This window comes from Trichocoleus sp. DQ-A2, from assembly GCF_039961915.1.
Classification (GTDB): Bacteria; Cyanobacteriota; Cyanobacteriia; order Cyanobacteriales; family FACHB-T130; genus FACHB-T130.
Genome location: NZ_JAMPKD010000020.1, coordinates 24,533 through 37,666, shown reverse-complemented (window position 1 = coordinate 37,666; position 13,134 = coordinate 24,533). Strand labels below are relative to the sequence as shown.

Below are 13,134 nucleotides of genomic sequence, written 5' to 3'. Positions count from 1 at the left end.
ATCTCTTACCCGCGCAGGATTCAGCCAGTTTTAGACTTGAAGATAGGGCAAACGAGCGATCGCTGTAGATACGCCGTATACAACACCTCGACATCTTTGTGTCACAGCAACTCCCGGCAAGGGAGGAAGTTTAAACTGGATGGAGAGAAGAGAAATCAGCAAGCGATGGGGAGGGAAGAGAGAAAATGCAACACAAAATCGTCTGGGAACAGGGCAGCAATAATCCTGACAATACCAACAACTTCGCAACCATCCGCGAATGGTGGGCAAGTCTCATCGACAATAAAATCACGTGGCGACAGCGAATCATTCCCCAGACGGGCGATGCTACCGAACTCGATTGGGAACCCCAACGCTTTGACGAAGTATTTGAGATTCAAATCCCTGAGATTCGCGGGATCACTCTCTACTGGCGCAAAATCAACGAAGATCGAGAACGCAGCACTACGCCTACCAAACTCGAACTCGATACCCTTCGCCAGCAACTTTATATCTATCCCCAATCTCAAAGAGAACTGGTCATTCGGGTAGGGATACCAGAAACCATCTATCAAAAGATTGAATTTAAACATCCCCAATTGCAATTTGCTGCCAAGGAAGGCGAAAACCACATCCTGACTCTGCGGGATACTCAGCAACAGATAGAAGTGAAAGCCATTCTCAGCCCAGAAAATCTAAGACAGTTGATCGATCAGTTGAAGCAACAATTGTCGTAATCGTGTTTCTCGGTTGGGCAGAATATATGCGGTTCTAGCGTTCGATAGCGGCTTTTTGATTGCCATGCCCCTAGCGATGTATCTCTCCCAATCGAGAATTGCTTGAAGCTGTATCTTTTTTCTATAAACCGCGCCAGCAGAGGCGATCAATCGTGTCTCTGCAATATCTAGCCGCGATAGGGACAACGGAGATTGCCCACCAACGCTAGTGTCATAAAATATTCAAGTAGATTACAAGTAGATTTGAGATAAAACTATCAACATGAAGCAATGGATTGTCCCGATTGCCTTTATTCTTAGCGGATTTCTCGTTGGGATAATTTTTGATAAATTTTTTCTTCCTAGACTCAAAAGAATAGCTGTTAAAACTCGGTTGCCAGGAAATGAAATCGTTTTTCATTCCCTGCGTGGCATCCCCAAGATTTGGTTTATTGTTGCTGGCTTTTATGGAGCCATTTTTACTCTGCAACTAAATCAGGTGATTCCTGACCGGATTTCCGGCATTTTTCAGAATATTCTGACAGTTATTTTCCTTTATTCTGTCACCTTAGTTTTAGCCAGACTGACTGCTAGTTTTGTTACTATATTCGGTCAAAGAACACCCGGAGTCTCAGCTTCATTACTTTCTAACCTAGCCAAGATTATCGTTATAGTTTTGGGAATCCTGATGATCTTGCAAACGCTAGGTATTTCTATTACACCCATTTTGGCAACCTTGGGAATTGGCGGTTTGGCGGTTGCTTTGGCATTTCAGGATACGCTATCTAACTTATTTTCAGGCTTATATTTGATTATTTCCGGACAAGTCCGAACTGGCGACTATGTAAAACTAGAGACGGGACAAGAAGGTTACGTTACCGATATCACTTGGCGGAATACGGTGATTAGAGAACTGCCAAATAATCTAGTCGTTGTGCCTAATACAAAACTGGCTTCTGCCATTTTTACGAATTACCATTTACCAGTGAAAGAAATAACTTTACCAATTCAAGTAGGTGTTAGTTACGATAGCGACTTGGAACACGTTGAAGAAATAACGGTTGAAGTTGCTAAGGAAGTAATGCAAGAATTAGCAGCCGATATTTCTGATTTTGAGCCTTTTATCTTATATCAAAACTTTGGAGAATTTAGTATTAATTTTACAGTGTTTCTTAGAGTTAATGAATTTCTAAACCAACGAATTGCCAAGCATAAATTTATCAAAAAATTACACCGACGCTATCAACAAGAAGAAATTACTATCCCTTTTCCAAGTAGAGAAGTTTATGTAAACCAGAAGGGAAATAATATTGCTAATGACTAATATAAACGTCGAAAAAATAGAAGCCGCAGCTATTCAATTTGGATAGCTGCGGCTTTCTTTAGTCGTCAGACTAACGATTATCGACTATTACCGACCCTGACGACCCGGACTTCCAGGTGCTGCGCCTGCGCCTTCGTCGTTACTGGGCTGGTTCCGATTAGAATTGCCTGGATCGCAACCTTCCGATCCATTACCGACCCCTTGGTTGCAATTCTGACGCTGATTCGTGCGTTCGTTCCCCTCTACCTCACGGTTATTGGTAGGAACTTGTTCTGGTTGTGGGGGATCAACGGCTTCGCGCACTGTGGGGGGTTTCGCACCTTCGCCCGCCACGTAAGGCGAGGCGATGTTCTGAGCCTTCCCAGTGCTGACTAAAGCTTGGTAGAGGAAAGCACACACCTCTGCACGGGTGGCGACTTGATTGGGTTTGAGTGACTGGACATTAGGATAGTTCACCACCAGACCCCGTTCTGTCGCCGCCGCAACCAAACTGCGGACGTCGCTAGGGATGCTAGCGGCATCGCTGTAAACTTGCAGTAGCGTCTGGGTGGTGGTACTGGCAGAAGAGTAGTTCATTCCCTTTGCCAATGCCACTAAGATATCCAGACGAGAAAGCTTTTGGGTGGGGTTAAATGCATTGCTGGAAACAGCGCCTAAAAAGCCCATTTCATAGGCTTCTTGGATAGCACTGTACGCCCAGTAATCCGAGGAGACATCCCGAAAGGCGATCGCATTCCGCACTTTATTCATCTCAAACGCTTTCCGCAGCATCGCCGCAAATTGGGCGCGAGTCACCGGCTGATCCGGTCGGAAGCGACCATCGGGGAAGCCTTCGATAATTTCTAACTCCGCCAGTTGGGCAATAAAATCTTTTGCCCAGTAGCCCTGCGGGACATCGGGAAAGCTCGTCTGGATGTTTCGAGTGACTCCCACGTTTGCATATCTTGCCAGCAGCTGGCTGACTTCGTAGGTAGCGTTATCGGCTTCTACCTCAATCACCTGCACCAGCTGACCCGGAGCCGAGGTCAGCAAGGCAGCCATTCCGGAACTGTAAACGCTCATACTCTCACCCGCCAGCATTGATTCACCGCTGGTAAATGAGCTGGAATAAACGCTAGTCGCTGCCGAAGTCGAAATCTCGCTCGATTGGAACTGGCTGACGTTAATTTGCTCGACGCTGCTCAGGAATGTTACCCGTTCCTGAGAGTCGATTTGGGTGTAGTAGTTGTAGGCGGTGGTACCGCTGTCGATGTTGCCATCCATGTCAGCGTCAATCCCGTACACAGTCCGCACTACGCGGGTTTCAGACGGATTTTCTGACAAAATTAGGTTAACGGCGGCGTTTTCAGACAAGCATTCAAACTCGCTGTAGCCAATCAAGCGATTTTGGTCGTATAGACGCACCACTACGCGATCGCCCGGATTCACACCTTTGACAAACTTCGCTTTTTGCTTGATTTTGTATCTGAAGTCGCCGAGATACTGCTCTTGGGAATAGCTGTTGCCTTGTTTCGACTTCACCGATACGCGAGTAATCACCTCTGTGAGGCTGCCTGCGGGTTGCAGAACGGCAAGACTAAAGTTGCCTGCGGATTCGGTCATTGCCACCGTAGACCGCTGTTCTGTGCGGACGGTACTCCTTTGCTCGGTGGTTTCCGTGCGACGGGTTGTTGTCTGTTGCCCAGTGGTGGTACTTTCCGACCGGAGTCGAGCCGTCAGGGTTTGGGTTGCTGTTTCATCCCACTTCACGAGCGTTCCAGATTCGTTGGTGCGATAAACCCAAAATCCCTGTTCTTTGGCGCTACCGACCAGTACCAGCCAGCCGGGAACCAGTGCCTCGGTGCAGGCAACACCTGCTTCTGCTAACTCCAAGCAACCATTTGACCAAGTTTGCTTCGCCACCTGAAGGATGGTTAAGTCAGAACTTTGCATTCCTGTCCGTTGGGCAGCATCCTTTAAAACAGCTTCAGCAACCGCTGTTGGCAGCTGGGCGGTATCGTCTTCTGCTTGGCTGAGCAGATTTCGACCCGATAAGGGCAGATTGGCCGTTGTTTGTCCAACTTGCGCGATCGCAGGGGCAACCGTTGTCATACTTAAACCGGCAGCAGCAAAAACCAGGCTGCCTAAAAATACCAAGGAACTTCGCTTCATTAATCTCTTCTCACACCTAAACAAAACGGGTAGCGTGACTTTTCAAGTCGGTTAGATGTTCCCTGGTTTATCTCTTTTTAATGATAGAGACTATTACGATAGAAAAATAGTTAAGGAATCTTAATAATTATCGTGACGACTCAGCAGCTAAAAACAGGAAGCACTTTTGAAAAACTCAACTGGACTTGGCGCGGCTACCGGATTCAGTACACAGTCATGGGCACAGGTCGCCCTCTAGTGCTGATTCACGGCTTTGGCGCTTCCATTGGACACTGGCGCAAGAATATGCCAGTCCTCGCCGCTGAGGGCTACCGAGTATTTGCCCTAGATTTACTCGGCTTCGGCGGTTCGGACAAGCCAGCCCTCGATTACAATCTCCAGTTGTGGGAAGAATTGCTCAAGGATTTCTGGAAAACTCATATTCAGGAACCGACCGTCTTTGTCGGCAACTCGATTGGGGCATTACTCAGCTTGATGGTAGTGGTGAATTCTCCAGAAATTTCCGCTGGTGGCGTGCTGATTAACTGCGCCGGGGGCTTAAATCATCGCCCCGATGAGCTGAATTTCCCCCTGCGGCTGGTGATGGGAGCCTTCACGAAGCTGGTCAGTTCCAAAGTCGCTGGCCCGTTCCTATTTAACCGCATCCGCCACAAAGCTCGTCTCCGTCGCACGCTCAGACAGGTCTACGTGAACCCTGAAGCTATCACGGATGAACTGGTGGATATGCTTTACGATCCTTCTTGTGACACGGGCGCTCAGCAGGTTTTTGCCTCAATTCTCACGGCACCCCCTGGCCCTAGCCCAGCTGAGTTGTTGCCAAAAATACAACACCCGCTGCTGGTACTTTGGGGAGAAGATGACCCCTGGACGCCGATTAAGGGTGCGACGATTTATAAAGAGCTAAGTGAGAATGGGCAACCCGTGAAGGTTGTCGGCATTCCCAAAACGGGTCACTGTCCCCATGATGAACGTCCGGACGTGGTGAATCCTTTGATATTGGATTGGTTGGCGCAGCTGAGCAGTCAATAAAACTTAGTCAGTAAAAGTTTCGGTTCAACTGTCGTTGCACCGACTTGTGCATTTGAGGTTCTGAATTTAAGGTGCTGAATTTGAGGGAACGCGATCGCACTCGCTTCGAGATCGCGTCCCCTCGCGCCTGATTCACCTAACGTTACATCCAACCTCTTCGCTCCTTCCTTGCCTTCCTGAAAACAAAGGAAATTAGGATTACTCTATTCACTGCCGATCCCGTTCGTGGAAATCAATCTCGGAGCGGACAGACTCGTGGGGCGCGAGCGGTTTAAATGGATAAAGCACGGCTTGCTGTGATGAGGAGCATCCAACTCATCACGACTATAGTTAGGAAGATGCGGTAGGAACCATAAATGCTATATCGCAAAGAACCAGAGGGGCTGATAGCGATCGCGCAGCTTGCCCATGCGTGGGTATCGGGTCAATTGGCACAAGCGTGGGGAAATGAGTATTTTGGGAAGTTGGAACCTAGAAAAGAGGTTTGCTTAGGTGCCGAGCAACATGATATTGGCTGGCTGTCCTGGGAAAAGACGCCTACCTTCAACCCAAAAACAGGTTTGCCGCACAGTTTCACGGAATTACCGAGAAAAATCCATATAGATATTTGGTCAAAAGCCGGACAATTAGCGATCGCCCAAGGAAGATATCCAGCGCTGCTAGCTTCCCTGCACGGTACGCGCCTCTACGAGCATTACGACTCTAGTAACGACTCCGCAGAAGATATCCAGCTTGTGCAGGACTTCCTAGGGCGCGAACAGGCTTTCCAGAAGGAATTAATTGACTCCCTCCGCAACGATCCGGATTACGCACCCTACAGCACACCAGAAGCGATCGCCCGAAATCGGCAGTTAGTGGGAATCTGGGATTGTTTATCGCTGATCTTGTGCATGAAGTTAAGTAAAGAGCGTTCAGTAGAGAAGGTTCCCACCGCTGAGGGTGAAATTACGCTGAAGCTGACGCCACTAGCAGGCGATCCAACTCAGGTAGCGGTAAGTCCTTGGCCTTTTTCAGAGAATGCGGTAACGCTGGTTTGCGAAGGACGCTATCTATCGGAAACCTTCCCAGACGAGGAGACGATGCGGAACGCGATCGCGAAAGCACCTTGGGTGACGATTAAAACTCACCTGCATCCCGTGTAAGCACCGACTGGATTATGTAATTAATCGGTATTCATCAAAGCAACATATTGTGCTTACCCATAAAGGAGTCAGTAGGGGCGAATGCTTTGCCTCTGCTGACTCTATATTCTGCTTTTTTTACCCAATATTCCTACTAGACTGGCTTTCAAGGAAGATGAAGATTGCCCGCTCTCTTATCCAAGGACAGGTAATTTTATTGTCGTTTTTCAGGAGAATGTTCGGGGTTCATTACAACGATCGTTTAGGCAATAAACCCCAAAAATTAACTCATTTCAATTGCCCTTTTCCAAAAAGCATAAGTATCAGCTCCAATTTTTTGACTTTCTTCTGAGTAGATATTATCTAAACACTTGAAAAAAGCTTGAGCATAATTTTCTAATCCCAGAGTTGTCAAACATTTTAAAATTCTGGTAATTCGGAGGTAATTATGATTCAGAGGCTCAATCCAAGCCCGTTTTCTATCTTGATATTGATCTGATTTTGTTATTACAATATTGTTTACGTTTCCTTCATTGCATTTAAATCCATAAAACCTGAGCATTACTTTAAATGACTTTTGCAGACGTGTTTTAAGTAGAGGATCTGTCCGAAAAGCTTGAACAATTTCATCATTTAGAACCAGTGCATTAGGGTTGTAGCCACTTTTATCTTTCAGGGGAAAAAGCCACTGAACATAGTCATGAATCCGTTCAAGCTTTTCGTAATTCCATGACCAAATCTCGTCGATCATCCGTCCTTCTGAATCAGGATGTTGACTAAGATAGAAAGCCACAAGAGCCGGGGATGCTTTAGCAACCAATTCTTTGTCAGATGATTTTGCCATAAGTGTTCCTCTGCAATTAATCAAATGTTAACAATCTGGGAAATCAGCTAGATTCACGCTCATTCTAAAGCTGGCAGGGCGATAGAAAAGTCTATGAGTATTTTTGTTGCAAACGACCCTTTAGATCCGAGGAGATAACTAGAGTATTTAGCATTCCTCGTTATGGAACTATCTCGCTTTCCTCACAAAAGCTACAGTGCCTAGTAGCGCTAACAACAGTTACTAACTGTTGCCTTCGTTACAATAACCGTTGATAATTTCACCAATGCCAATGTAGCTGCTAGCGTTAGGCGATCGCATGAACTGACATCCGTGTCTGACTACTCAAACCGAGGTGCAAGCGATGAGTCAAGATACGCTCAATTTAATCCACGACAGACAAAATCGCGGTTATACCAAGCTAGGTTGGCTGGATAGCGATCGCACCTTTTCCTTGGGGGGTTTGTTTGACCCAGAGCCAATGAGATTTTGCACTCTCAGGCTGATTCACGATGATAGAGTCTTACCCGGTTCTGGTTTCGGTGCCCACAGCCATCATGACATGGAAATCCTCACCTACGTCCTAGAAGGTGCTATGGAGCATCAAGATAGCTTGGGGAATCGGACAGGTACTTATCCAGGAGACGCACAGATGATGAGTGCTGGCGCTGGCATCACCCACCGTGAATTTAATTTCTCTGAAACTAATTCCGCCCATTTTCTGCAAATTTGGATAATTCTCGATTCAGAAGAATTAGGTAAAAAACGATGACACAACCCATTCGCATTTTGCTCCAGACAACCATCCCGACAACAGAAGATGACTGGAGTATTTGGCGCTTCTCGTTGTTACGCGACTATCTCGCATCTGTTACAGATGAAGCGGGGAATCCCCTGTTTGAAGTAACAGAACGCGATCGCGTGTTAGATGCAGACGGCAACGACCCAATTTTAAGTACCCTCGACCGCTCGGATTTTGACCAGCTATGGCTATTCGCATTAGATACTGGCGAAGGTCTGACGGAAAAAGATTGTGCGGGAATCAATGCATTTCGCAAACGCGGTGGAGGTATCCTCACCACCCGCGATCATCAAGATATGGGTTGCTCCATGTACGGTCTGGGTGACATCGGCGCGATCCACTTTTTCAACACCAAAAATCCAGACCCCGACGAATCTCGCTGGTGCATTGACGACCCCTACACAACCTATATTTCCTGGCCTAACTATCATTCTGGGCGCAACGGCGACTATCAAAAAATAACGCCTACGGAACCCATTCACGAACTTCTACGCAATCCCAATTCACCTTCTGGATTAGTCGAATATTTTCCCACTCATCCCCATGAGGGCGCAATCGGAGTTCCCGCAGGCGCAAAAAATGCTCGTGTTATTGCAATGGGCAAAAGCTTAATTACAGGTCGTCCCTTTAATCTGGCTGTTGTTATCGAAAGTGAAAAAGACACTGACGGCAACACCCTAGGGCGTGCAGTTGCTGCATCGAGTTTTCACCATTTTGTCGATTACAACTGGGACATCGAAAAAGGTTGTCCTAGCTTTGTGGATGAGGCTCCCGGCGATGGCATGAACCAAGAGCCACGCGCCCTAGAAGATATCAAGACTTATGCGCGGAATGTTGCTTTGTGGCTTGCGCCCTAATGCGTACAGGAAACTGTACCCGTGTTGCTAATTTTGCTTCTGTACGTTCATTTACCCATGACAAGAAATTAACCAGATTCTGAGCAACTTCCCAAGGAATCTGCCGAAACTTCATTGATAAATCAGTCCTGAAATTTTTGCAGAACACTCAATAAAAGCAAAAAAGTCTAGAGTAGAAACAAAGGGAGCAGTGGAAATATAGAAAATCCAATGAAGAAAGTCGCAATTGTCACGGGTGCCAATCGGGGACTGGGTTTTGAAACTTGCCGACAACTCGCAAAGCGAGATATCCAAGTGATTCTGACCAGTCGTGACGAAGCAAAGGGGAAAGCAGCCGTTGAGAAATTGCAAGCTGAAGGCTTAGATGTAGTTTCTCATCCGCTTGATGTCACCAGTGCAGAGAGTATTGAGCATCTTGCTCAGTTCATCCGCAATCAATTTGGGCGATTAGATATTCTAGTGAACAATGCTGGAATTGCGAGAGATCCTTTAGGAGATCCAGAGGGTAGTATCTTCAACACCAAGGTTAGTACCATTCACGAAACGATGGAGACGAATTTACACGGCCCATTACTGCTTTGCCAAGCATTAATTCCGCTGATGAAAGAGCATCAGTATGGGCGTGTTGTGAACGTATCATCGGGTGCAGGACAGTTATCCGACATGAACACTGGATTTCCCGCTTATCGAATGTCCAAAACCGCATTAAATGCCCTTACCCGGATTTTTGCAAATGAGTTGGAAGGCACCAATATTTTAGTGAATTCTGTGTGTCCTGGCTGGGTAAGAACCGATATGGGTGGCCCAAATGCTACCCGGTCTGTAGAGCAAGGGGTTGAAACAATTGTGTGGCTGGCTACTCTTCCAGATGATGGCCCCACGAGTGGTTTTTTCCGCGATCGCCAACCCATTGATTGGTAAGCACAATCGCATCCCATTTCTATATCTATTTGCTTTAGGTTAGACAGACGCGAGCAAGTGCGTTCCTATAATTTTTGTAGTCCCACCTTTAAAAGGGATGAGCAGCTTATTTTTATCATCTCTCTAAAGTTAGGTTTTTTGAACTAATGGACTCAAGTACAGGAAGTTGAACAATGTCGGCAAATTGATCTGCAAATTGAGCCTTTTCTATCTCCCTTTTTCGAGCTTCCACTTTAAGGCATTTATTTTGCACAAGATTCTTTTTAAACAACCAATTAGGTTAGATTATGGCTCACTTAAATCAGCGTCACCCTGAAAATATTAGTGGCGATTTTTACGTTGATACGACTTGTATTGATTGCGATACTTGTCGTTGGATGACTCCAGAGGTGTTTTATCGCACCGATGAGCAGTCAGCAGTTTATCATCAGCCAGAAAATGAGGCTGAAAGATTAAAAGCAATGCAGGCTCTTTTGTCTTGTCCTACGGCTTCCATTGGGACTGTGGAGAAGCCAAAAGACGTTAAAGATGCTCAGCACAGTTTTCCGATTTTAGTCGCTGAAAATGTCTATCATTGCGGCTATCATGCAGAAAATTCCTATGGCGCTGCTAGCTATTTAATTGTGCGACCGGAAGGCAATGTGTTAGTTGATTCTCCCCGCTTTACGCCTCCTCTGGTGAAGCGGCTAGAGGAAATGGGAGAGATTCGCTATATGTATCTGACGCACCGAGATGATGTAGCGGATCATCAAAAGTATGCCGAGCATTTTGGGTGTCAGCGAATTCTCCACACCGATGAAATCTCTTCGGGTACTCGCAATGTGGAAATTCAGCTAACTGGCTTAGAGCCAGTACAGTTGGAGCCAGATTTGTTAATTATTCCAGTGCCCGGTCATACAAAAGGTCACACGGTTTTACTGTACAAAAATAAATTTCTGTTCACGGGAGATCATCTGGCTTGGTCGCCAAGTTTAAATCACTTGTTTGCCTTCCCCGATGTCTGTTGGTATTCCTGGCCTGAATTGCTTAAATCAATGCGAAAGCTGGCTAATTACTCGTTTGAGTGGGTGCTACCCGGTCACGGACGCCGATACCATGCTGACAATGAGACGATGCGCCAGCAGATGCAGCAGTGTATCGCCTGGATGGAAGCGCGTTAAAGTCTTTTTGATTTTCTCAACGCCTCTTGAACAAGGGGGTTAGAAGCACACCGCGTCAGAAGGATAACGCCTCAATGCGTAACTTGTGACGCCAAAAACTGATATGGCAACGGCATTCCTAAGTGGGGTGCCGTTTTTTTTAGTTGATTTCCTGAAGTTAGCAATTTCGGCTGTCAAAGGTAACGGCTATGTATCCAGAATGACTAGAATCTCATGAGCGACTTCAGCCTGGTAGTTGTCGGACTGTTAACTGCTGGGAAAAACTCAACTTTGCCACCCTCAGCCGTAATGCCTCAGCCATCCGAGCGATCGCTCGATGCAACTGAGCCTCAACCTGTTTTAAAGCCTTCCGTCACGGTTGAAGTCACGCAGCCAGAATTCTCAACTTCCAATCGCCTGACTTCTCAAACCAGTCCCGTTTTGATCCCCCCAACCCCCCTTAAAAAGGGGGGAAATCCAGTTAAAGTCCCCCTTTTTAAGGGAGATTTAGGGGGATCGATCAACGTTTTGCCACTTAACCAAAAATCGTACACGGTAGCCGCAAGCGAGGGGAATGAGGGGGGTAAGGGAAGGGGGAATAATATTACTGCCCTCGCCTCGCAGGAGAGGGGAGGGGGGAGAGGTTTGTTAACCCAAATGAGTTCTCCGAATGCCTCCCAAGAGATACTCGCAACAACTCAGCCGAACAATCCAGGCTTAGAAAATATCCTTGACAGCGATGAATCAGACGATGCGATGAGTCAATTAACATCAGTCGATCAACTGACCGATGTTACTCCGGAAGATTGGAGTTACCAAGCCCTAAAAAACCTGACAGAACGGTATGGAGTCATCTCCGGCTACCCGGATGGCAGCTTTCGCGGCAACCGTTCCCTCAGCCGCTACGAATTTGCCGCCGCCCTCAATGCTGCCCTGGAAACAATTTTGTCACAGCCCCAAGGCATTCCTCAAGATGATTTAGCAACCCTGCAACGGCTTCAACAAGACTATGCCACGGAACTAGCGGAAGTTAAAGGTCGAGTCGATAACTTAGAAAGTCGCACAGCACAGCTCGAAAATCACCAATTTTCTACCAATACTCGACTATTTGGGCAAGCAATTGTTGGCTTGCAGGGAAGCAATCAAGTAGATGTGGATTTGTTCCCCAGAGATGGGGTGCCGGAACGTTCTGGTAAAGCTCAGTTGACTCTAGCAAGTAACGTTCAACTGTCTCTGGCAACCTCGTTTACAGGACAGGATTTACTGCTGACGGGGCTTCAGGGTGGAAATCTCGCCTCTTCTGCACCCTTTGTCTTTACCAATATGGGTCGGTTATCGACTGAGTTAGAAACTAACAACGACCTGGTTTTAAGCGACCTTTCCTATCGGTTTCCAGTCACGGATAACTTCGGCATTATTGTTGGTCCCGCTGGTGTTAACCCTGCCAATACATTTCGCGGTATCCATCCTTTGGAAGGTTCGGGAGATGGTTCGATTTCCTTATTAGGTCAGCGCAACCCCATTCTGTCAATTGGCAACGGCACGGGCGGCATTGGATTTGACTGGCAAATTAACAAACGCCTGAGTTTACAAGCCGTCTACAGCGCTGAACTTCCTAGCTTTACCAGTAATAGCAGCCAAGGTGGACTATTTGGCGGTAGAACCAGTGCGGGCGTGCAGTTCACCATTGCACCTACAAATAATCTAGATATCGGGTTGCACTATATCTATTCACACTCTCCCGATGGTTTGCTGGGTATCGGCACCGGCGACAATCAACTCATTTCGCCCTTGGCACCGATTATTTCGCCATCGACTTCTTTTGCCTTTAATACTCACGCCGTGGGAGGGACTTTGGCTTGGCGCGTCAACCCTAGATTGACTTTAGGGACTTGGGGAGGGTGGACTTCTTCAGATCCGGTCAATCTTTCGGGTTCTGTGGAAACTACGAATTGGATGTTATTTTCTGCGTTTCCTGACTTGTTTGGTAGAGGAAATTTGGGGGGAATTTTGTTTGGACAGCCGCCGAAAATTACTTCCAGTACCTTGCCGGATGGCTTCAATCTTCCCAACTTTTTGACCAATTTGAGTGGGACGCCGGGAGGGCGTCGTGACACTGCTTTGCACTTAGAACTGTTTTACCGAGCCAGATTGACGGATAACATTTTCCTGACGCCGGGAGTTTTAGTCGTTTTCAACCCCGACCATAATGCGGCAAATGACACGTTAGTCGTGGGAACGATGAGAGCAACTTTCCGGTTTTAAGGAGAAA

The 13,134-nt window shown here is 46.9% G+C and carries 12 protein-coding genes; 9 read left to right on the top strand and 3 right to left on the bottom strand.

The window, feature by feature from the left end; all coding sequences use genetic code 11:
- Positions 1-185 precede the first annotated feature (185 nt).
- Together NC997_RS19245 and NC997_RS19240 are read left to right on the top strand one after the other, a co-directional pair.
- The gene (locus NC997_RS19245) at positions 186-716 is read left to right on the top strand and encodes a hypothetical protein (RefSeq protein WP_190529150.1); all 531 of its coding nucleotides are present in this window, start codon (positions 186-188) and stop codon (positions 714-716) included.
- Between the two features lie 262 nt (positions 717-978).
- Positions 979-2,019 carry a mechanosensitive ion channel family protein gene (locus tag NC997_RS19240; protein WP_190529148.1) on the top strand — a complete coding sequence of 347 codons (1,041 nt, stop codon included), beginning with the start codon at positions 979-981 and terminating at the stop codon, positions 2,017-2,019.
- A gap of 87 nt (positions 2,020-2,106) precedes the next feature.
- On the opposite strand, the gene NC997_RS19235 is transcribed toward NC997_RS19240, so the two are convergent.
- Entirely contained in the window at positions 2,107-4,170 is a 2,064-nt protein-coding gene (locus NC997_RS19235; RefSeq protein WP_190529146.1) for an S-layer homology domain-containing protein, read from the bottom strand.
- A 132-nt stretch (positions 4,171-4,302) separates the two neighbouring features.
- Here NC997_RS19235 and NC997_RS19230 point away from each other — a divergent pair, with 132 nt between their 5' ends.
- Complete coding sequence (locus NC997_RS19230) at positions 4,303-5,199, top strand: alpha/beta fold hydrolase (protein WP_190435937.1); 897 nt, start codon at positions 4,303-4,305, stop codon at positions 5,197-5,199.
- On the opposite strand, the gene NC997_RS19225 is transcribed toward NC997_RS19230, so the two are convergent.
- Positions 5,193-5,351, bottom strand: a complete 159-nt coding sequence (locus NC997_RS19225) for a hypothetical protein (protein WP_190529144.1) — start codon at positions 5,349-5,351, stop codon at positions 5,193-5,195. The genes NC997_RS19230 and NC997_RS19225 overlap by 7 nt on opposite strands.
- 204 nt (positions 5,352-5,555) lie before the next feature.
- Here NC997_RS19225 and NC997_RS19220 point away from each other — a divergent pair, with 204 nt between their 5' ends.
- A complete protein-coding gene (locus NC997_RS19220) occupies positions 5,556-6,341 on the top strand; it encodes a DUF3891 family protein (protein ID WP_190529142.1) in 786 nt (261 codons plus the stop codon).
- A 262-nt stretch (positions 6,342-6,603) separates the two neighbouring features.
- Here NC997_RS19220 and NC997_RS19215 read toward each other — a convergent pair whose 3' ends face one another.
- On the bottom strand, positions 6,604-7,164 hold the full coding sequence (locus NC997_RS19215; RefSeq protein WP_190529140.1) for an opioid growth factor receptor-related protein: 561 nt from the start codon (positions 7,162-7,164) through the stop codon (positions 6,604-6,606).
- A gap of 343 nt (positions 7,165-7,507) precedes the next feature.
- Here NC997_RS19215 and NC997_RS19210 point away from each other — a divergent pair, with 343 nt between their 5' ends.
- The 5 genes from NC997_RS19210 to NC997_RS19190 all read left to right on the top strand — a co-directional run bounded on the left by NC997_RS19210 (position 7,508) and on the right by NC997_RS19190 (position 13,127).
- Entirely contained in the window at positions 7,508-7,915 is a 408-nt protein-coding gene (locus NC997_RS19210) for a pirin family protein (protein ID WP_190529138.1), read from the top strand.
- Positions 7,912-8,802, top strand: coding sequence for a hypothetical protein (locus NC997_RS19205; protein WP_190529136.1), 891 nt, complete (start codon positions 7,912-7,914; stop codon positions 8,800-8,802). The genes NC997_RS19210 and NC997_RS19205 overlap by 4 nt, the downstream gene beginning before the upstream one ends.
- Before the next feature lie 210 nt (positions 8,803-9,012).
- Positions 9,013-9,723, top strand: coding sequence for an SDR family oxidoreductase (locus NC997_RS19200; protein WP_190411967.1), 711 nt, complete (start codon positions 9,013-9,015; stop codon positions 9,721-9,723).
- 287 nt (positions 9,724-10,010) lie between these two features.
- Complete coding sequence (locus tag NC997_RS19195; protein ID WP_190411966.1) at positions 10,011-10,883, top strand: MBL fold metallo-hydrolase; 873 nt, start codon at positions 10,011-10,013, stop codon at positions 10,881-10,883.
- Between the two features lie 213 nt (positions 10,884-11,096).
- Positions 11,097-13,127 (top strand): iron uptake porin, encoded by a 2,031-nt coding sequence (locus tag NC997_RS19190; protein ID WP_190529134.1) that lies wholly within the window; start codon positions 11,097-11,099, stop codon positions 13,125-13,127.
- Positions 13,128-13,134 lie beyond the last annotated feature (7 nt).

What these genes read in the sequence shown, in the direction of transcription:
- NC997_RS19245 (WP_190529150.1), top strand. Translation starts at nt 186, where the DNA reads ATGCAACACAAAATCGTCTGGGAACAGGGCAGCAATAATCCTGACAAT.
- NC997_RS19240 (WP_190529148.1), top strand. Translation starts at nt 979, where the DNA reads ATGAAGCAATGGATTGTCCCGATTGCCTTTATTCTTAGCGGATTTCTC.
- NC997_RS19235 (WP_190529146.1), bottom strand. Translation starts at nt 4,170, where the DNA reads ATGAAGCGAAGTTCCTTGGTATTTTTAGGCAGCCTGGTTTTTGCTGCT.
- NC997_RS19220 (WP_190529142.1), top strand. Translation starts at nt 5,556, where the DNA reads ATGCTATATCGCAAAGAACCAGAGGGGCTGATAGCGATCGCGCAGCTT.
- NC997_RS19215 (WP_190529140.1), bottom strand. Translation starts at nt 7,164, where the DNA reads ATGGCAAAATCATCTGACAAAGAATTGGTTGCTAAAGCATCCCCGGCT.
- NC997_RS19210 (WP_190529138.1), top strand. Translation starts at nt 7,508, where the DNA reads ATGAGTCAAGATACGCTCAATTTAATCCACGACAGACAAAATCGCGGT.
- NC997_RS19205 (WP_190529136.1), top strand. Translation starts at nt 7,912, where the DNA reads ATGACACAACCCATTCGCATTTTGCTCCAGACAACCATCCCGACAACA.
- NC997_RS19200 (WP_190411967.1), top strand. Translation starts at nt 9,013, where the DNA reads ATGAAGAAAGTCGCAATTGTCACGGGTGCCAATCGGGGACTGGGTTTT.
- NC997_RS19195 (WP_190411966.1), top strand. Translation starts at nt 10,011, where the DNA reads ATGGCTCACTTAAATCAGCGTCACCCTGAAAATATTAGTGGCGATTTT.
- NC997_RS19190 (WP_190529134.1), top strand. Translation starts at nt 11,097, where the DNA reads ATGAGCGACTTCAGCCTGGTAGTTGTCGGACTGTTAACTGCTGGGAAA.